Raw genomic sequence first — 20378 nt, forward strand, 5'->3', positions numbered from 1 at the left:
TATGCATTATTATTACGATATTGTAACTGATTGTCAATAATTATCAGTGGTATAAATTGCATGTGTTAATCCTCTTACAGCTTCAATATAAGCAACGCTATGTCTAAGACTTTGTTCAATAAACTAAATATGATAAAGGATAAGTATGTCAAGATTTCAGGGAAGCCTTGCAATGATAACGATAACCATGGCAGGAGTATTGATGTCACCAAGCTATGCTAAACCTGACTTGACCAAGACCGTAGATATGAGCTTATTGCATGCCAAAGATATCGGGTATCGTTTCGTATATCATACCTTTAGGGCACCTGCACCAGAACTACTCTCCTCTAGCTTAACCGATTCACAATTAAAAACACTGCAAACCTATGCAAAACCTCGTCATTATCGAGTGTGGTTAGCTATTCCTGAGCAGACAACCTATCATCTCCCCTCTAACAGTTCTGTAAAAACTCCTAGTAAAGTGCTTTATATGCTTGATGGTAATGCGGCTATTGATGATTTAGATAAGGATACGCTGCGCTTATTATCCCAGTCTACACCACAAAAATCAGCGCCTACTTTGGTCTTTATAGGTTACCAAACACCTTATCGCTTCGATGTTGATGCCCGCGCCTACGACTATACCCCACCATTATTAGCCAACACTGTAGATAACGGTGCTTTTCAAGAAGAAGGTAGAGAGCGATTAAATGGCGGGGCAGCACACTTTTATGATTTGATTGAAAAAGAAATTAAACCTTGGGTATATGAACAGTTGGGCGAGAAACCGAAGCAAGAAGCCATTTGGGGACACTCTTACGGTGGTTTGTTTGTGTTATATAATTTGTTCAAGCATCCTGAAGCTTATCAGCAGTATTTTAGTGCAGATCCATCACTTTGGTGGCAAAATGGAGAGATGATTAACTATTGGCAGGCATATCAAAATCTTCCTAAAGTGCAACTTGCAGATATAACCAATAATAAACACAAACAAATACGACTCACTTTTAGTCACTCTCCAGAGCAGACCACTATGCCAGTAGTAGCGCCTACTGTGATGAGTAAAAAAGAATTCGCCAAGGAAGTCTGTGAACACTTTGAGGAGCGTTGTAGCTATCAGTTTTACAACCAATCTCATGGAGAGGTATTTACAACCTCTCTATTAGAGAGCTTAAAGAACTTCTAAGATTAAGCCTATTCAAGATCACTTTAGCACTCTGACCTTATCTACTGCATAAGAAAAACCTCGCTAGGTTACCCAAGCAAGGCGGGAGAGAAACTTTTTACAAGATTATAAGACAATTGATCACCTAAATAAAAAGGTCTGAACCATTAGTTCAGACCTTTTTTATTCTTAAAGAAAATACTGTATCTAAGAATTAGAAATCAACACTCACATCAAACACATAAGTACGGCCAGGCTCATTAAAGGTACGTGCACCAGCATTCGTAGCGGTACCCTCACGATAAACACCCGTATCAAATAAGTTTTTGACACCAGCACCAACCGTAATCGCGTTTGTCAAATCATAGCGAGTGCTCACGTTAGCAATGGCATACGGCTCGCGATCAAGCAACGGGTCATCACTATCATCTCCCGTCGTCGCTGAAATCGTTGGGGCTTCAATCGTGCCATAGTAGCTCACATCAAAACCTGCATTCCACTGAGGCGTGATATCCCAATCGACACCCGTGTTTACAGTGAACTTAGGAATGAGCGATAATGGCTCGCCATTGTCTTTACGCTCTGAGCGGATGTTACCAGTGATATTAGAAGACCATCTTACATTGTCAGTGACTGGTACTTGTACAAAGCCTTCTAAACCTTCGACAATTGCTTCACCTTGATTGTCCCATTGAAAGATAGAACGATTGGTCGCTGTATCTACCGCCACACGATCCGTACCAGCACCAATGCGGTTATCATAGGCATTGTGATAATAAGTCAAGCCAGCATTGAGCCCAGCACCATCGTTATAAGTAAATGTCAGCTCTTTGTTCCAAGAGGTTTCATTTTCTAGGTCAGGATTACCTAAGACATGACAACCTTTTTCATCATCAGGTACCCAAGATGGGCAACCATAACCACGAGTGTAGTAAATGTAGTTTGGGTCAAGCTGGTATAGCGATGGCGCTTTAAATGCACGACTGACACCCGCCTTCACTGACCAATCAGGGCTAAAATGCCAAGTGGTGTTGATACTAGGCGACCAGTTACTGCCAGCTTCACTATGATAGTCAAAACGTAAGCCTGGCGTGACATACCAATCAGGCGTGATCTCATAGTTATCTTCTAAATAAGCACCGACGAGGTAGGCATCTGAGGTCGGATCGCGCTTGTCAGGATCGGTCTCTACATCACCAAACTCAAAACCATCCTCAAATGTCATATCAGATACCACAGGGTTATCCAGCTTTTCACCGCGGAACTCTGCACCAGCCGTCAAGGTATGACGGTCAAAATAAACATCCCACTCTGATTTGGCATTTAACGTATCGTAGGTTGCCTCTACCCATTCAAAATCCTCGCCGTCGTCAGGTATGACAATCTGACCTTCGCCACCACCCGCACTACCTTCACCCAAGCGCTCATTAATTGTCCGAGTGTACTCGACGAAACTGTTACTACTAGCGTCATCGTACTCACCGCGATGGGTGATCGCCGCGCCGTAGCGCTGCATCTTATTGGTGGTCTCACCTTCTAACTCATCTAACAAGTTTTCGTTCACTGATTGGAATAATGAGTCACCTGCCCAGCGGTTTTCTTGACGACTATAATTGACCTCAACACCGACCGTATTCATCGCATCCATCGCGTATTCGAACAGCTGACGCGCATCGATGTTTTCAACGCCTTCACGACCCGCCGCAATAGACGGTGCAGGGCCACCACGTCCATCAACAATCAGCGCATCGTCAGCATTGATATACGGGTCATCGCCTTCACTGTCGTGATAGCCAAGCGTGGTACGGAACGATAGCTTGTCTGATAGTGGACCTGCCATATTGATGTTGGTACGCCAGCTGCTGCCTTCTAGGTCACTCTCTGGCGTCTCATAGTGCCCACTGATAGAAAACTCTGACTCAGTCGGGCGCTTGGTGATGATATTGACTACCCCGCCCATACTACCAGAGCCATAACGAGCGGCTGCTGGGCCACGCAATACTTCGATGCTCTCGATAGCAGCTGGTGGTACCCACTGCGAGTCACCACGTGTGTCTTGCTCACCACCACGGCTCGGTCGCGAGGAATTACGAGAAGTGACAGGACGACCATCGATTAAAATCAAAGTGTTATTTGGCCCCATGCCGCGCAGGTCGATTTGACGCTGATTACCGCGCTGTCCAGAAGTAGAAGAGCCAGATAAATTGACGCCAGGCATTTTGCGCATGATCTCTGCAATGTCATTGGAAACAGAGGCTTTCTCGATGGCCTCTTCGCTAATGACAGACAACCCCGCCGCTTGTTCTAGCTCCTCTCGCGCCGCCTTGACGACGATAGTATCCAGCTCAACAGAAGGCATCGCTTGCTGCTCTGCCGCTTCTTGCGCTTCTATTTGTTGTACAGTAAGACCCTCGCTCTCAGCTGCAAATGCGGTAGTAGTGAGAATAGAGGCAATCGCCATGCCAAGCAGCGCTTTACCCGTCACTACGTGTAATGGCTTTGATAGATGAAGGACATGCTCAGAAGCAAAAGAGGGTGATGATGTTGGCATAAATGACAATCCTAAAGTATTTAGTATTTACCAATACCTGTTATGTTTTCTGATAGCGCTGGTCAGCAACAACCTAGTGAGTAAGTGGCAGCAAAGCACGGATATGGTTGTGTTTGATCGTTATAACGTCAGAATAAAGGCGGTATTGATATCCATAGCATCTTGAGGACAGAGCGCGCCTAGAGCGACTCGATGCTTAGTAATAAAGAGCACACACTCTAGCAACATTCAATAAATAAAGCAAATAATAATGATAACTATTATCGTTAGTATTTACTTTATTTTCTGGTGCCATAAAGTTATAAATCTAACGATCACACTTATGGTCAGGTGATGTGGCCAAAAACTCTCAAATGCATGACCTGCGAAGCTAATGGTCTGATAGTAGCAGTCATTTTCAGCGAGACGCTAAAAAAGCGACATCGTCATTACTACATAAAAGAGATACGCTGTATATATTCGCTAAACTGACATAAATTTTCTTGCGTGCTGTGCCTGCACCGACAGGTGCTGCGTAAAACTTATCTCAGTCTCGCTGTATCCTGTTTATATTGACCTGACTATATATAAAAACAGCCGATATATAATAGATATATAATGATAGCCTCTATAGTATGGGTAAAAAAACATGAATATCGAAAGTGATAACGTCAACCAAGTAGAGATTATTTATGAAGATGAGTTTTTGGTGGCGATTAATAAAGAGGCGGGGCTATTGGTGCACCGCAGCTGGCTGGATAAAGCCGAGACGCGCTTTGCCCTGCAGCTGACCCGTGATGCCGTAGGCTGTCATGTGTTTCCCGTACATCGTCTGGATCGGCCGACGTCAGGGGTATTGTTGTTTGCCAAAAGTGCGGACGTGGCGCGCACGTTGACCGAGGCTTTTACTACGCGCAAGGTAACCATATTTGGCGGTGGTACGCGGCTTTATGCCAGAGCAAGGATTTGTTGATCATGCGCTAAGCTTTCAGCCAGACGCCATCGCCGATAAGTTTGCCAATGTGGACAAACCTGCTCAAGAAGCGGTGACCCATTGGCAACGCTTAGCACAGATCGAGCTGCCATTTGCCGTATCAAAAAAGCACAACACCAGCCGCTACAGCCTCATGCGCTTAATACCCATCACTGGCCGCAAGCATCAATTGCGCCGGCATATGAAGCATTTGTTTCACCCCATCGTGGGTGATACCAGTCACGGCGATGGACGGCACAATCGATTTTTTCGTACTCAGTATGATTGCACGCGCATGCTACTGCATGCTCACAGTTTGGCGCTCAGCCATCCTGTCACCGGTGAGACACTGCTACTAAAAGCAGGACTGGACGAGCAGTGGCGGCATATTATAGAGACCTTTGCTTGGACAGCGAGTATTACAGACTAGGTACAGTTATCCATCGCTGCTATTTACCGATGCGCCAGCTTTTTATTTTGGTAAAAAAACCTTTTATTCTCTCAGAAAAGCCAAACGCCTCGGACGCAGGCACTGCTTCAACCTGATGGCGCGCCGCCAGTATCGGCTGCTGGAGTAGTCGCTCATGATGATCAAAAGCGCGATCCAAACTGATACTCATCATAGAAAAATTGGTCGGTCGTGGTAAGCAGCGATACACTTGACCCTTATTGATTAAGTCAATCACCATATGAGCATCTTTAAATTCAGTCAGCATCAACACCATCAAGTCTGGCTGGATGTTTTTTAGGGCATAAACCACAGGCGTGATGTTTTCTTCGTTGAGCGTGGCGTCAGCAATGGTGACCCCAAAGCGCTTTTTTTGTAATAAGCTTGCTGCCTGCTCCAACGTGTTTGCCCAGCTCACGGTATAGGCACCCTTAAAATGACTTTTTATTTGCTGATAGACATGCTCGTCATCGTCTAATACCAGTAGATGGCGCTTGCCAGCTGCATTACTGTATGCAGAGTGAGACAGTGCTGTGTCCCCAAAAACACTCGGGGCTATGTCTTGTGTTTGTTGAGCAATCTCTGTCGCTTTGTTGATGACGTCTTTTAGCTCGTCATTTTGCCAAGGTTTGGTGATATAACGATAAATCTCGCCTTCATTGACCGAATCAATCACCGCGTTTAGATCGGCATAACCGGTCAATAAAATACGAATGGTATTTGGCGATTTCTCTTTGATATCACGCAGCACTTCTGTCCCTTGCTTATCTGGCATACGCTGATCACTGATGACCACTTGGACATCGTGGCGGCTGACATACGCCATCAGCTCAGTGGCATCGGTGGTGGTAAATACATCGTGTGACTGGCGAAAGTGCATCTTTAAACTGCGTAAGATGCGCGGCTCATCGTCGATAAAGGCAATCTTTGGTTTTTGCATGTCATTCTCTTTATGGTTTTAAGTCTATTCATTTTCAAATAAAGCCCGAGCTGGTTTGCTCTTATGAGCATTCGACTGCACAGGCAGCAGCAGCGTAAACGTCGTGCCCTCCCCAACGACTGAGCTGACCTCCATACGTCCATGATGCTGCTCCATGATTTGCGCACTAATAGCCAGCCCTAGGCCTGTGCCCTCACCGGCTTTTTTGGTGGTGAAAAATGGCTCAAAAATCTGTACCAGCTTGCTCTCCTCAATGCCTACGCCATTGTCTTTGACACTCACGGCTAGGTACTGCTGGGTGTCATCGACAGATGACGTAATATGCAATGTGCCTTTACGATCGGCTGGCATGGCTTGAGCGGCATTATTAAATAGGTTTAATAACACTTGGTTGATTTGTGAAGGGTTGCATTGAATCAACGGCAGCTCGGCAAGCTCTGTGCTGACGTCTAGGTTTTTTAGATTGTTTCGCGCCATGACAAGGGAGGTGGTGATACAGTCATTGATATCGACTTCTTTGACTTTAGATTCATCAATTCGAGAAAAATCACGCAAGCTGACGACCAGCTCTGCAATCTGATCGACCCCGTACAGCCCGTCTTTAATCAAATCGGCCAAATCCTCACTGACCTCATCTTCTTTGATTGCCTCGCAGCATTGTAAGGTTTGCGCTATCAGTTGCTCGGTTTTTTCTGGCGGGGTATTTGGCGCTTTTAAGGCCTGCAATAACTGCTCGGTATGCTGTATCAGCTCATCAAAACGCCCAAGATTATCACCCACCAATTCCATATTGCTGCGCACATAGCCAAGCGGGGTATTGACCTCGTGTGCCACGCCTGCCACCATCTGGCCGAGCGTGGCCATTTTTTCGGAGCGTACCAGCTGCACTTGAGAGGCTTTTAGCTCATCCATGGCTTGCTGTAGGTCTTGGGTTCGAGCTGCGACTTGCTTTTCTAGATGGACATTGATTTCAGTCAGTGCGCCTTCGTTTTCGACGACACGATCAATCAGTTGGTTGGTCTGCTCACTGATGATTTGAATTTCGCTCACGCTTGAGCTGGGCAGCTTATGTGCGAGCAGTTTTTGATATTGTTTTTGTTCAATCAGTGCACCCATGTCAGCCACAGCATCCGCCATCCGCTTGAGCGGCCGCGTGAAGTAGCGACGAAACACCCATGCGGTCAATAACAAGATCGGTATAAAACCCAACAACATGGCCTGAATCAGCTTGTCAGACAACGCATTTGCCACGCTCATCATATCGTTATCAGGCTTGACGACGACCATCTTCCAATAGGTAAACGGCATACGAAAGACAAAAGCGGTCGCCGGCTGCTGCAATATAAAATCATCGGGCACAGCGATGGTCTCAACCAAATGGCTGTCTACAAGCGCAAACGTCTGATCGATATTTAATAGCAGTAAAGCAGAGAGCAGTTTGGACTCTTGCTCGCTAATCTTGTCTAGATTGGTGGTGCTCAAGATACTACGAGCAGCGAGTGTAAAGCGGCCTTCATCTTTTGCCAGTGCTTCATCGATTAGCTGATGATTGATACGCTCTAAGCTGTCCGCAATCGGTGCAAAACCAGGGCTTTGGGCGGCCAGCTGCCGTGCCGTGACTACCTCACCTTGCGGATTATTCTCAGTCGTTTGTGTGACCTTCGATTGCTCTGGAAAGGCCAAAAACCGATTGTCCAAATCGACCAAAAACACATAACCACCGAGCTTGTCTTGCCACTTTTTCATGGCAGCACCGAGGTTATCCAGCAACAAATTAAAGCTAACCACCCCATCAAAAGCCTGATTGCGACTGTCATACAGCGCCTTGGCACAGGTCATTACTCGCTGATTGCTCACAGGATCGACATAGGCTCGGCTCCAGACGCAGTGGTCGTGCCGCGCATACATCGCAGGGATGTACCACCAGTCCCGATAATACGGAGTTGGCGTTTGACGAGCTTGATTATAACGCGTCAATGGCTGCATCACGCCTGACGTGTCTCGCGCCCAGACAAACGACTGGCGCTCGCGGCCTTGTACATACATATTGGGATCAAACCACACACCGCCGCCCACGATACGCGCATCCGTCTGCTGCATGAGGTTGCCAAAGGTTTGTTTATAAATGTCATCTTGTTTTGGCAAGCCGCCTGCCATCGTGCTGGTGGCTTTGGCCAGTCCATCGACATGATTGATACTGGCCATGATGCTATTGATGGCTTCGTTGCCGGTTTCTACGACTATCTCTGACGTCATCGCTAGAATGCGCGGTTTGGCTTGGGTTTGTATGACCCAGTACACCAATAAAATAATCAACAAAAAAGCCAGTGCCAAAATAACCAAGATACGAGTGAAGATACTGCCAAACCGACCAACAACCTTCATAAACATCCCTAATGGCTATGCGTTGACTGCTATCGACATATCAATAAATAGCTAAAGATATGAGTGTGACGCAACCACGATTTATCGTGAGCACAAGGATACGGTGCCGTTATGACAATATGATGACAAAACTGGTGTTTACTATTCTTCAGACCATACAAATAAAAAAGCCCTCAGCAGTGACGCTAAGAGCTTTTTTAGAAAACGATAATAAACTTTAATTCACTAGCATTTTAAATGATAGCAAGTTAGATAATAGTACTTTAAATGATTTGTTGTATGACTCGCACTATGTGAGCGCTGGTGGCACCGAGTACGTTCCAACGACATGAGCCACCATATCACTTGAGCCTTCTGAGTACAGCGACACCTCACCCACTATCAGGGTTCGCCCCACTTTCATCAGGGTACACTCCGCCATGATACGAGCCTCAGACGAGGGTTTTCGCAAAAAATTAATCGTCAAACTGGTGGTCACGGTCAAAGGTACGATGCCGATCCTACCGAGGATGGCCACATAAATTGCCACATCCGCGATGCTCATCAATACAGGCCCTGATACCGTCCCACCTGGGCGTAGCTCATCTATGCCAATATCATGTGATAACACTGCCCCTTTATCATCTACCGACTCGACCACGCATTTGGTCTGCGGAAACTCTGCTGCCATAAAGGCGACGATCTGTTCTTTAGTTGCCGACATATAAACTCCTTGTTCAGCGGTTCTTATTCCTTTATAAGTTACTTTTTTACTTATTGCTGTTTTATTCACTGTCTTTTGCTGCTCGCGCCGTCACTCTTACCCCGCCCCACGTCACCAAAACCACACCTACCGCAATCAGTGAAGCGCCTAAAAACAACCCCTCAGGCGGCGTCTCTTTTTGCAAAAAAATAGCGATTGGCACGCCGACGACCGCGCCCACCGCGCCCAATAAGCTAAGCAGCACTGGGCCACCCGTCTTTTGTAATAAAAACAATAGCAAAAACTGCCCAGCAAAGAGCCACGCTTGTAAGACAATCACAGCAATCGGCAGCCATCCTGTATGCGGTAACGCCACTGAAAAGCCCGGCAACGCTGCACACAATAATAACAGCAATGCCGCCGCCAACAACATCCCTGGTGCTAGCGCATTGGGAGAGGCACCCGTAGGCCAGCGCAACGTGCGGTAAATATTACCAGCTGCCAGCAGCACTGGGCCACACAGCGCAATCAATACCCAAAACATACTGGTGTCTGGCGCAGAGAATTTGTGTGCCGCCAGCACCCCCGCCCCCAGTAGCGCAGCCCCCACACCAAACGCACGACTGATATCAAAGCGCTCCATGCGTAAAGTGAGCGCGGCCAGATAAGTGAGCAGCGGCGGCAACGACACAATCAGCGCCACAAACCCTGCGCCGACATGAGGAATGGCCGAAAACAGTAACAAATTAGACCCCGCCACACTGACCAAAGCGGCGATAACATAATACTCAAAGCTGCGTTTACTCAAGGGTGGCAACTCGTGCCTAAGCACAGCCAACACCAACAGTATGAGGGCGGCGCCTGCTATCGACCAAAACAAAAATGCCAATGGTGTTAGCCCCACCACTCCTGCATATTTTGCCACATTGGTCGAAACACCAATCAGTGCTCCACCCGCCAACAGACACAGTACGGGGACAAGCCATGTTGCTTTACCCGCACGTATGGGCGGCGTCATGCGTGTACTCATCGGCTATCCTATCGGATCGTATTTTATCGTTGGTCGTCATACTCATACGGTTTCATTCCGATGATGATTGGCCCCATCAGCGTAAGGGCCGCGGTAAAACCCTTGCCAATATGAGAAAACATCCATGTTTCACCCATTAATAATGCTTTAGAACGACTACCATAGCACATATCTTTGTGACTTCATCAGGTAATCCACCAAGCAGCTGTCATGCGTAGCCATCAAAAGTAAAAAAGAGTAAGACACCATACCTTACTCTTTCACTTATGCGCTTTCATTTGGGCGCCTTTAATCGTAAATACAGATCAAACCATCAAGGCGTAAACTGTGCGTATTTTGCGCAAGATGCTGGCTGCCAATAAAACTCAGTGGCAAAGAACTCATTATCACGCAGTCTGCCTTCATAGCTATCATCGAAGATAATCTTATACTGGCAAGTTTCTACGTTATTATCAGCGTCATAAAACTTGAGAATATAATCCCATTCACGAGCGTTAAAACCTTCGCTAAAGTGCGGTGTACCGATGAGCTTGTAAATCTCATCCTTTGTCGTCCCTACGCTGATCTTGGCAACATCATCGTGATTGACGATAGTACCGCCTTTTTGCCATGCTTTGTCGGGGTCAGGAAATACCAAGTCATCGGCATCGACAGAGCCATGCTGCGCCCCAGGGGTTAAGTGCCAAGTTGGTAAAATGTTTTTTTGGCTACAGCCCGTCATCGTAAAAAGTAATGCCGTCGTTGCCAGTAAGCCATAATGATATACAGATTTTTTCATTATACATCCCTAAATATGTTTTATAAGTGAGTTGACAGCGTCTACTCATGGGTAAACGCTGTCACGACATCGCAAGGTCTATTAGAAATGGAAGCCTGCACCCACTGCGCCGCCAGCATTGCCTTGGGTATCTGCGGTACCATTTACTTTAATGACCCAGCGGCCATTGTCAGACACTTTAGACACACCAATTGCCACGGCACTTTGACCATTATAAGTGGCGATACCACCGCCGACCATCGACTTTCCAGGGATGTAAGCTTGTGGCAGTGACGACATTGCCATTGCTGCCGAAATACCCGCATTGGCATCGTCTTCTACTTCATTGATTTTGTAACCGAGCTCATTGACGCTGTTACTGAGCTTCCCATCAAGCGCATTAAGCTGACCAAGATTGACAGCATCATTAACTTCGATGCCATCAGCGACACCAGTGATCGTTTTATCACCGGCATTGATACCGCCTGTGGTCATGCTTGGACCATCTTTGATGGTGATACCATTATTGCTGACTGTGGTATTACCTGTGGTCACACTATCAGCCGTGACACTGTCCACACTGATATTGCCGTTTAAGTCAAACTTGATACCGTCACCAGTGGCAGAGGTGGTGATATTATTGCCGCCCTCAAACTTAAGCGCACTACTGTCACCAATAGGCTTGTTGATATTATCCCCAGTGTCTGCCCCAAAGCTAAGACCCGTATCGAGCCTGTCAGTATTGGCTTGGATATTATCAGCATTGACTTGGATGTCTTCGTTGGCCTGAGCATTACCTTGGTTAATAGAAGCGATAGCATCGCTAATGTTGCCTTTACCAGTACCGCCGATGTTACTAGCAGTTAGATTTCCATTTGCATCATAAGTTGCATCACCACCGATAATACCTGCGACATCGCTACCAAGATTATGCAATTGACCACCATTGATGGCATCAGTACTACCTGCAGCGATAGAGCCACCTTTGACATTGGTGATAGTGGTACCTGCTGCGCCGCCTAATGTAATGCTGCCTTTATTGACAGTATCATCTGGGTTTTTGTCGTATTGCACGGCAGCGTTACTGAGCGCTTCATTGCTATCACCCAGTGCATCACTGACTGCTTTTAGCTGTGAGACGTTGACCGCATCGGAATCCGCCGTACCTGCGGCAACGCCAGTGACTTGACGATATACGTTATTAGCCGCATCACCCACAGCAACTGCGCCTATAGTACTGGTTGTGGCAGCAATAGCAGCATTGCTAACGGCCCCAAACCCTGCGATACCCGCGCCCGTCATCGCTGCAGAGCCGGTACCCAATACTACCGAGCCTTCGACAGTTTGGGTCACATTATTACCGAAGACAAAGGTGTCATTACTATTAATTGTATTGTTATTACCCACTGAGTAACTGTTACTGCCATTAATAATACTTGGATCACCAAAGGCACCAGATTTATCGCCATTAACAACGTTGCCGGTACCGATACTAATGGACTGATTACCTAACGCTTGCGCGCCATCACCAATAGCAATTGATGACTCACCTGCAACCTCTGACCTTTTACCTATAACGACAGAGTTTGTCGCATCGGCCGAGGCAAACGTGTCATGACCTAAGGCTACTGTGCTATCAGCGCCAGCTTCGATAATGGCGTTGACACCGATGGCAGTAGAGTCTAGACCACCTGCGCTTGAGTCATTGGTCACACCGTTAGCAATGTCGCCTTTGCTTTGACTACTAGCATTGGTATGGGCAAATTTTACGCCTTCCGTGTTCATTTTTTGCACCGTCTCACCGATGGTCAAGCGATCAGTGACTCCTTGGCCTTCTTTATTGTAGGTTAAGAATAAAGATTCTAAGTCATTGTTATTTACATTGTTGTTAACCACTTGATCTGCCAAATTTACCGTGACCTCATCACCGTTTTTATTAACAACTTTGACCTTAGTAACACTATCAAGCTGACCTTTATTAACTGCATCAGAAGCGTTGATACCATTGGCAACGTTAGTAAGCGTCGTTCCACCACTAACGACGATATCGTTATCATTATCATCTTTACCGACGATAGCTGGTGTACCAGCGAAGCTGACTTGGTCGTAGTTTACTGTGTTGTCAGGGTTTCGATTATACTGAACCCCGCCTGCGGTAATATTGCCAGTAATAGCGTCTAACTGACGTTTATTCACTGCATCGCCATCGTTTGTGCCATCTTTTAGGTTGGTGATGGTAGAACCACCGGCATTAATGCCACTTGCAGTAATGCTTGGACCGGTTACATCACCTTGGGTGTCTGTAAAGCTGATGCCGCTTTGATTAAAAATACTGCTGTTACCCGTTGCATCTGTAACAGTAAAGCCATCAGCACCATAATCGCTGGTGTTGGTGCCGTCTGTGACGTTGGTGCCAGTACTGGTGACAGCGGTGATATTGCTACCATCGGTGATGGTGATGCCGTCGTTGTCTAAGACGCTGTTGCCTGTGGTGACGCTATCAAGAGCAAGGTCACGCTTGGTTTTCACTTCGTAGTTACTGGCGCCAGTGGTTTGGTCGATGGTTTCAGTCACTAAGATGTTCTCACCTTGGGTCACGGTGGTCTTCGCTGCAGTCGCCGCTCCCTTCACGTTACTGATCGCATCGTTGATATTGTCTTGACCGGTACCGCCTATGTCAGTTGTGGTGATGACGCCATTTGTGTTGGATGCATTGCCGCCAATGACGTTTGCTACTGAGTCGGCTGAGTCAAACAACTGGCCGCCGTTGATGGCGTCTTTGCTGCCCGATACGACACTGCCGTTATCAACATTGGTGATCTTTTTGTTGCCGGCATTGATACCAGCGCTAGTTACGCTTGGACCGCCAGCAATGGCAAAGCCATCAGCGCCATAGTTACTGGTGTTGGTGCCGTCTGTGACGTTGGTGCCAGTACTGGTGACAGCGGTGATATTGCTACCATCGGTGATGGTGATGCCGTCGTTGTCTAAGACGCTGTTGCCTGTGGTGACGCTATCAAGAGCAAGGTCACGCTTGGTTTTCACTTCGTAGTTACTGGCGCCAGTGGTTTGGTCGATGGTTTCAGTCACTAAGATGTTCTCACCTTGGGTCACGGTGGTCTTCGCTGCAGTCGCCGCTCCCTTCACGTTACTGATCGCATCGTTGATATTGTCTTGACCGGTACCGCCTATGTCAGTTGTGGTGATGACGCCATTTGTGTTGGATGCATTGCCGCCAATGACGCTTGCTACTGAGTCGGCTGAGTCAAACAACTGGCCGCCGTTGATGGCGTCTTTGCTGTTGGCTGCCACGCTACCATCAGCCACGTTAGTAATCACCGTATCATTAGCATTAATGCCAGCTGCGGTGATGCTTGGACCCGTTGCGCCATTGGCATCAGTAAAGCTTAGACCAGTTTGGTTAACGATGGTGCTGTCTGTGCCATCGGTGACAGTGAAACCATTCGCACCATAATCGCTGGTGTTGGTGCCGTCTGTGACGTTGGTGCCAGTACTGGTGACAGCGGTGATATTGCTACCATCGGTGATGGTGATGCCGTCGTTGTCTAAGACGCTGTTGCCTGTGGTGACGCTATCAAGAGCAAGGTCACGCTTGGTTTTCACTTCGTAGTTACTGGCGCCAGTGGTTTGGTCGATGGTTTCAGTCACTAAGATGTTCTCACCTTGGGTCACGGTGGTCTTCGCTGCAGTCGCCGCTCCCTTCACGTTACTGATCGCATCGTTGATATTGTCTTGACCGGTACCGCCTATGTCAGTTGTGGTGATGACGCCATTTGTGTTGGATGCATTGCCGCCAATGACGTTTGCTACTGAGTCGGCTGAGTCAAACAACTGGCCGCCGTTGATGGCGTCTTTGCTGCCCGATACGACACTGCCGTTATCAACATTGGTGATCTTTTTGTTGCCGGCATTGATACCAGCGCTAGTTACGCTTGGACCGCCAGCAATGGCAAAGCCATCAGCGCCATAGTTACTGGTGTTGGTGCCGTCTGTGACGTTGGTGCCAGTACTGGTGACAGCGGTGATATTGCTACCATCGGTGATGGTGATGCCGTCGTTGTCTAAGACGCTGTTGCCTGTGGTGACGCTATCAAGAGCAAGGTCACGCTTGGTTTTCACTTCGTAGTTACTGGCGCCAGTGGTTTGGTCGATGGTTTCAGTCACTAAGATGTTCTCACCTTGGGTCACGGTGGTCTTCGCTGCAGTCGCCGCTCCCTTCACGTTACTGATCGCATCGTTGATATTGTCTTGACCGGTACCGCCTATGTCAGTTGTGGTGATGACGCCATTTGTGTTGGATGCATTGCCGCCAATGACGTTTGCTACTGAGTCGGCTGAGTCAAACAACTGGCCGCCGTTGATGGCGTCTTTGCTGTTGGCTGCCACGCTACCATCAGCCACGTTAGTAATCACCGTATCATTAGCATTAATGCCAGCTGCGGTGATGCTTGGACCCGTTGCGCCATTGGCATCAGTAAAGCTTAGACCAGTTTGGTTAACGATGGTGCTGTCTGTGCCATCGGTGACAGTGAAACCATTCGCACCATAATCGCTGGTGTTGGTGCCGTCTGTGACGTTGGTGCCAGTACTGGTGACAGCGGTGATATTGCTACCATCGGTGATGGTGATGCCGTCGTTGTCTAAGACGCTGTTGCCTGTGGTGACGCTATCAAGAGCAAGGTCACGCTTGGTTTTCACTTCGTAGTTACTGGCGCCAGTGGTTTGGTCGATGGTTTCAGTCACTAAGATGTTCTCACCTTGGGTCACGGTGGTCTTCGCTGCAGTCGCCGCTCCCTTCACGTTACTGATCGCATCGTTGATATTGTCTTGACCGGTACCGCCTATGTCAGTTGTGGTGATGACGCCATTTGTGTTGGATGCATTGCCGCCAATGACGTTTGCTACTGAGTCGGCTGAGTCAAACAACTGGCCGCCGTTGATGGCGTCTTTGCTGTTGGCTGCCACGCTACCATCAGCCACGTTAGTAATCACCGTATCATTAGCATTAATGCCAGCTGCGGTGATGCTTGGACCCGTTGCGCCATTGGCATCAGTAAAGCTTAGACCAGTTTGGTTAACGATGGTGCTGTCTGTGCCATCGGTGACAGTGAAACCATTCGCACCATAATCGCTGGTGTTGGTGCCGTCTGTGACGTTGGTGCCAGTACTGGTGACAGCGGTGATATTGCTACCATCGGTGATGGTGATGCCGTCGTTGTCTAAGACGCTGTTGCCTGTGGTGACGCTATCAAGAGCAAGGTCACGCTTGGTTTTCACTTCGTAGTTACTGGCGCCAGTGGTTTGGTCGATGGTTTCAGTCACTAAGATGTTCTCACCTTGGGTCACGGTGGTCTTCGCTGCAGTCGCCGCTCCCTTCACGTTACTGATCGCATCGTTGATATTGTCTTGACCGGTACCGCCTATGTCAGTTGTGGTGATGACGCCATTTGTGTTGGATGCATTGCCGCCAATGACGTTTGCTACTGAGTCGGCTGAGTCAAACAACTGGCCGCCGTTGATGGCGTCTTTGCTGTTGGCTGCCACGCTACCATCAGCCACGTTAGTAATCACCGTATCATTAGCATTAATGCCAGCTGCGGTGATGCTTGGACCCGTTGCGCCATTGGCATCAGTAAAGCTTAGACCAGTTTGGTTAACGATGGTGCTGTCTGTGCCATCGGTGACAGTGAAACCATTCGCACCATAATCGCTGGTGTTGGTGCCGTCTGTGACGTTGGTGCCAGTACTGGTGACAGCGGTGATATTGCTACCATCGGTGATGGTGATGCCGTCGTTGTCTAAGACGCTGTTGCCTGTGGTGACGCTATCAAGAGCAAGGTCACGCTTGGTTTTCACTTCGTAGTTACTGGCGCCAGTGGTTTGGTCGATGGTTTCAGTCACTAAGATGTTCTCACCTTGGGTCACGGTGGTCTTCGCTGCAGTCGCCGCTCCTTCACGTTACTGATCGCATCGTTGATATTGTCTTGACCGGTACCGCCTATGTCAGTTGTGGTGATGACGCCATTTGTGTTGGATGCATTGCCGCCAATGACGTTTGCTACTGAGTCGGCTGAGTCAAACAACTGGCCGCCGTTGATGGCGTCTTTGCTGCCCGATACGACACTGCCGTTATCAACATTGGTGATCTTTGTTGCCGGCATTGATACCAGCGCTAGTTACGCTTGGACCGCCAGCAATGGCAAAGCCATCAGCGCCATAGTTACTGGTGTTGGTGCCGTCTGTGACGTTGGTGCCAGTACTGGTGACAGCGGTGATATTGCTACCATCGGTGATGGTGATGCCGTCGTTGTCTAAGACGCTGTTGCCTGTGGTGACGCTATCAAGAGCAAGGTCACGCTTGGTTTTCACTTCGTAGTTACTGGCGCCAGTGGTTTGGTCGATGGTTTCAGTCACTAAGATGTTCTCACCTTGGGTCACGGTGGTCTTCGCTGCAGTCGCCGCTCCCTTCACGTTACTGATCGCATCGTTGATATTGTCTTGACCGGTACCGCCTATGTCAGTTGTGGTGATGACGCCATTTGTGTTGGATGCATTGCCGCCAATGACGTTTGCTACTGAGTCGGCTGAGTCAAACAACTGGCCGCCGTTGATGGCGTCTTTGCTGTTGGCTGCCACGCTACCATCAGCCACGTTAGTAATCACCGTATCATTAGCATTAATGCCAGCTGCGGTGATGCTTGGACCCGTTGCGCCATTGGCATCAGTAAAGCTTAGACCAGTTTGGTTAACGATGGTGCTGTCTGTGCCATCGGTGACAGTGAAACCATTCGCACCATAATCGCTGGTGTTGGTGCCGTCTGTGACGTTGGTGCCAGTACTGGTGACAGCGGTGATATTGCTACCATCGGTGATGGTGATGCCGTCGTTGTCTAAGACGCTGTTGCCTGTGGTGACGCTATCAAGAGCAAGGTCACGCTTGGTTTTCACTTCGTAGTTACTGGCGCCAGTGGTTTGGTCGATGGTTTCAGTCACTAAGATGTTCTCACCTTGGGTCACGGTGGTCTTCGCTGCAGTCGCCGCTCCCTTCACGTTACTGATCGCATCGTTGATATTGTCTTGACCGGTACCGCCTATGTCAGTTGTGGTGATGACGCCATTTGTGTTGGATGCATTGCCGCCAATGACGTTTGCTACTGAGTCGGCTGAGTCAAACAACTGGCCGCCGTTGATGGCGTCTTTGCTGTTGGCGGCCACGCTACCATCAACTACGTTAATGATCTTGGCACCACTGGCATCAAAACCACTTGCTTTAACTTGACCAGTAAAAACCGGCGCATCGGCAAAGTCAAATGTGACATTATTGCCTGTCTTGACTGCTGTTAGGTTAGAATCATTAGAGCTGATTGTCTGTACCGCTGTATCCGCTTTACCCAGACTGGTTTTGGTCGCTGCACTTAGATCGACGGCATAGTTAGTAGTATCATTGGTTTCAGTCCCTGGGGTAACGGCTACTGCTGTAGACCCTGCTGATACGGTGCTCTTCTTAGCGTTAACGGTGTACGCTGTGTTGTTGCCTGTGGTAGCACTGCTCACACTGGTGTTATTACCAGCCACTACTGAGCTGGTCAGTTCGCTCTCAGCCAATTGCGAGAAATTCACAGCATCAGTAGCGTTCGTGCCTTTAGCAAGACCAGTGATCTTGTTATTGTTTAAATTAGCACCACCATTCAGATTAGAAACACCAGCCACTGTTAAATCGCCACTAGTATTCAGAGAGCCTGCAGTCATTGCACCAGTAGAGGTGACAGTTGTAAATTCTGGAGTCGCAGACGTACCGATGGTAATGTCGTTACCACTACGAGTGATATTAACGTTTTTTCCATTAATAAATTTGACAGTGTCGCTAGATTTAACTGCTGACGCCGCATCACTATTCGCTTGAATCTTGAAAGTTTGGTTCTGTAAACCTGTAATATTAGTCGTATTGGTTGTCGTACGACCATCAATGTTAGTGAGTGCCGCACCCACATTATTGACAGTGGTAGCGTTATTATTCAATTTATATTCTGGTGCACTTACCACACCTGTGGTTGTATTATAAGTCGCGCTACCGCCTAGGTTTGTTGCGGTGCTATTGCCTAACGCATTTGTCTTATCATCGGAAGTAGTCTTAACAGCTTGAATGTTATCAATAAGCTTACTGCTCACCGCATAAATTTGGCTACCGTTAATTGCATCGGTAGATGTAGCTGATAGCTCGCCTGGTGCGACGTTTTTAATTTGACGTTCATTGCCGATAAGACCAACAGATACCTGACGACCTGCATCGGCTGCTGTTCCTGCAAAACTAGCGTTACCTACAAACCCAGTAAATTCAACTCCATTCACTGTCGCAGCCTGTACCTTTGAGGCAGAACCATCGGTTTTGCTTCCTGCGCCAATAGCGACTGATCCCTCTTTAGTCGCGCTTGCAGATACACCAAACGCTGATGACGCAGCCCCACTGGCTTTAGTTTGTGTGCCAAATGCAGTAGATAAACCGCCAGAGGCTACAGCTTGCACCCCAATAGCAACAGACGCAGTACCACTAGATGATGTGCTTGGGTAACGATTATTTGTATCAACCAAGTCTCTACCTGAGTATTTTTTAAAAATAGTGTTAATGTCACCACCATTAAGATCAGTCGCAAGCGTTCCATTTTGATTGGTTCTTGATGCTGAATCTAAGTCATCTCCACCAATCGCAATAGAGGAGTTTCCTGTAGCTCTTACATTAGCGCCCAAACCGACAGACTGATCACCACTGACTTGTGCATCGTAACCGATAGCGACACTTTGGCTACCTTGATTACCTGCTCTAGCAGTAGTTGACAAACCACCTATAGCGATTGCATTTGAGCCAGCTGCTGTACCGCCATCACCTGTAAATGCAAAAACTTGCGGTGATATGCTCAATCCAGCAGTAACCAGTCCCACACTTAAAGCACTCAATCGTAATAATTTCGCACCTGATGACACGGCAGCAGATGCAATAGACGTAGAACTCACGGTACTACTAGACTTACCACGGCTTTTTGCATATTCAGCAACCGCCGTAAAGCAGCCAAGCGAGCGGTTCCAGATAACTTTATAATTGCGATTCATGACATAACTCCATTACTGTCCACTGAGAAAAGCTGTTTGTTTAAAAAAGACAAAATCCATAGACTGGAATCATCAAACAATAGAAAAAAGATAGGTTTTATACAAAAAACTAAAATAATTATAACTTTAAATACTAGCTAAGATAACAGCTTTTACGTTTCACTTACCATACTAATATATATGCTCATGTCGTCAATTCTACTCATACCATGAATACAACCTTTTGTCTGAATAAAGCACAGGTCTAGTAAAAACTCTGCATTTATACAAACGAAAACAATTTACTTTTAAATCGTCTACTATCAACTTATATTTGCCCACCAATAAAAAGCTGAATGGTCATTATTTAGGTAATAAAAA

At 47.6% G+C, this 20378-nt stretch carries 12 protein-coding genes and 2 pseudogenes; 3 read left to right on the plus strand and 11 right to left on the minus strand.

The window, feature by feature from the left end:
- The first annotated feature begins 145 nt into the window (after positions 1–145).
- Positions 146–1168, plus strand: a complete 1023-nt coding sequence (locus ACNFVB_RS10025; protein ID WP_430737389.1) for an alpha/beta hydrolase — start codon at positions 146–148, stop codon at positions 1166–1168.
- 193 nt (positions 1169–1361) lie between these two features.
- On the opposite strand, the gene ACNFVB_RS10030 is transcribed toward ACNFVB_RS10025, so the two are convergent.
- On the minus strand, positions 1362–3698 hold the full coding sequence (locus tag ACNFVB_RS10030; protein ID WP_430737390.1) for a FepA family TonB-dependent siderophore receptor: 2337 nt from the start codon (positions 3696–3698) through the stop codon (positions 1362–1364).
- Positions 3699–4326: 628 nt separating this feature from the next.
- On the opposite strand from ACNFVB_RS10030, the gene ACNFVB_RS10035 reads away from it, so the two are divergent.
- Both ACNFVB_RS10035 and ACNFVB_RS10040 read left to right on the plus strand, forming a co-directional pair.
- Positions 4327–4650, plus strand: a complete 324-nt coding sequence (locus tag ACNFVB_RS10035) for a pseudouridine synthase (protein WP_430737391.1) — start codon at positions 4327–4329, stop codon at positions 4648–4650.
- On the plus strand, positions 4628–5080 hold the full coding sequence (locus ACNFVB_RS10040) for a pseudouridine synthase (RefSeq protein WP_430737392.1): 453 nt from the start codon (positions 4628–4630) through the stop codon (positions 5078–5080). The genes ACNFVB_RS10035 and ACNFVB_RS10040 overlap by 23 nt, the downstream gene beginning before the upstream one ends.
- A 19-nt stretch (positions 5081–5099) precedes the next feature.
- Here ACNFVB_RS10040 and ACNFVB_RS10045 read toward each other — a convergent pair whose 3' ends face one another.
- The 10 genes and pseudogenes from ACNFVB_RS10045 to ACNFVB_RS10090 form a co-directional block, all read right to left on the minus strand.
- Complete coding sequence (locus ACNFVB_RS10045) at positions 5100–6038, minus strand: response regulator (protein ID WP_430737393.1); 939 nt, start codon at positions 6036–6038, stop codon at positions 5100–5102.
- A 24-nt stretch (positions 6039–6062) separates the two neighbouring features.
- Positions 6063–8423 carry an ATP-binding protein gene (locus tag ACNFVB_RS10050; RefSeq protein ID WP_430737394.1) on the minus strand — a complete coding sequence of 787 codons (2361 nt, stop codon included), beginning with the start codon at positions 8421–8423 and terminating at the stop codon, positions 6063–6065.
- 289 nt (positions 8424–8712) lie between these two features.
- Entirely contained in the window at positions 8713–9126 is a 414-nt protein-coding gene (locus ACNFVB_RS10055; protein WP_430737395.1) for a PaaI family thioesterase, read from the minus strand.
- 61 nt (positions 9127–9187) lie between these two features.
- Positions 9188–10135 (minus strand): DMT family transporter, encoded by a 948-nt coding sequence (locus ACNFVB_RS10060; protein WP_430737396.1) that lies wholly within the window; start codon positions 10133–10135, stop codon positions 9188–9190.
- A gap of 313 nt (positions 10136–10448) precedes the next feature.
- The gene (locus ACNFVB_RS10065; protein WP_430737397.1) at positions 10449–10913 is read right to left on the minus strand and encodes an outer membrane protein assembly factor BamE; all 465 of its coding nucleotides are present in this window, start codon (positions 10911–10913) and stop codon (positions 10449–10451) included.
- Between the two features lie 81 nt (positions 10914–10994).
- The gene (locus ACNFVB_RS10070) at positions 10995–11966 is read right to left on the minus strand and encodes a YadA-like family protein (protein ID WP_430738518.1); all 972 of its coding nucleotides are present in this window, start codon (positions 11964–11966) and stop codon (positions 10995–10997) included.
- Positions 11967–11972: 6 nt separating this feature from the next.
- Positions 11973–12917 (minus strand): annotated as a pseudogene (locus tag ACNFVB_RS10075) (hypothetical protein); the annotation flags it as partial.
- Between the two features lie 102 nt (positions 12918–13019).
- A pseudogene (locus tag ACNFVB_RS10080) lies at positions 13020–16838 on the minus strand (hypothetical protein); the annotation flags it as partial.
- Positions 16835–17074: a hypothetical protein gene (locus tag ACNFVB_RS10085; protein WP_430737398.1), complete on the minus strand. Its 240-nt coding sequence runs from the start codon at positions 17072–17074 to the stop codon at positions 16835–16837. The pseudogene ACNFVB_RS10080 and the gene ACNFVB_RS10085, both read right to left, overlap by 4 nt.
- Complete coding sequence (locus ACNFVB_RS10090) at positions 17046–20018, minus strand: ESPR-type extended signal peptide-containing protein (RefSeq protein ID WP_430737399.1); 2973 nt, start codon at positions 20016–20018, stop codon at positions 17046–17048. The genes ACNFVB_RS10085 and ACNFVB_RS10090 overlap by 29 nt, the downstream gene beginning before the upstream one ends.
- Between the last annotated feature and the right edge of the window lie 360 nt (positions 20019–20378).

The organism is Psychrobacter sp. VH5, from assembly GCF_050572635.1.
In the GTDB taxonomy this organism is placed as follows: domain Bacteria; phylum Pseudomonadota; class Gammaproteobacteria; order Pseudomonadales; family Moraxellaceae; genus Psychrobacter; species Psychrobacter celer.

Bases quoted from the DNA above. Each gene is read 5' to 3' on its own strand.
- ACNFVB_RS10025 (WP_430737389.1), top strand. From the start codon at position 146: ATGTCAAGATTTCAGGGAAGCCTTGCAATGATAACGATAACCATGGCA.
- ACNFVB_RS10030 (WP_430737390.1), bottom strand. From the start codon at position 3,698: ATGCCAACATCATCACCCTCTTTTGCTTCTGAGCATGTCCTTCATCTA.
- ACNFVB_RS10035 (WP_430737391.1), top strand. From the start codon at position 4,327: ATGAATATCGAAAGTGATAACGTCAACCAAGTAGAGATTATTTATGAA.
- ACNFVB_RS10040 (WP_430737392.1), top strand. From the start codon at position 4,628: ATGCCAGAGCAAGGATTTGTTGATCATGCGCTAAGCTTTCAGCCAGAC.
- ACNFVB_RS10045 (WP_430737393.1), bottom strand. From the start codon at position 6,038: ATGCAAAAACCAAAGATTGCCTTTATCGACGATGAGCCGCGCATCTTA.
- ACNFVB_RS10050 (WP_430737394.1), bottom strand. From the start codon at position 8,423: ATGAAGGTTGTTGGTCGGTTTGGCAGTATCTTCACTCGTATCTTGGTT.
- ACNFVB_RS10055 (WP_430737395.1), bottom strand. From the start codon at position 9,126: ATGTCGGCAACTAAAGAACAGATCGTCGCCTTTATGGCAGCAGAGTTT.
- ACNFVB_RS10060 (WP_430737396.1), bottom strand. From the start codon at position 10,135: ATGAGTACACGCATGACGCCGCCCATACGTGCGGGTAAAGCAACATGG.
- ACNFVB_RS10065 (WP_430737397.1), bottom strand. From the start codon at position 10,913: ATGAAAAAATCTGTATATCATTATGGCTTACTGGCAACGACGGCATTA.
- ACNFVB_RS10085 (WP_430737398.1), bottom strand. From the start codon at position 17,074: ATGCCGGCAACAAAGATCACCAATGTTGATAACGGCAGTGTCGTATCG.
- ACNFVB_RS10090 (WP_430737399.1), bottom strand. From the start codon at position 20,018: ATGAATCGCAATTATAAAGTTATCTGGAACCGCTCGCTTGGCTGCTTT.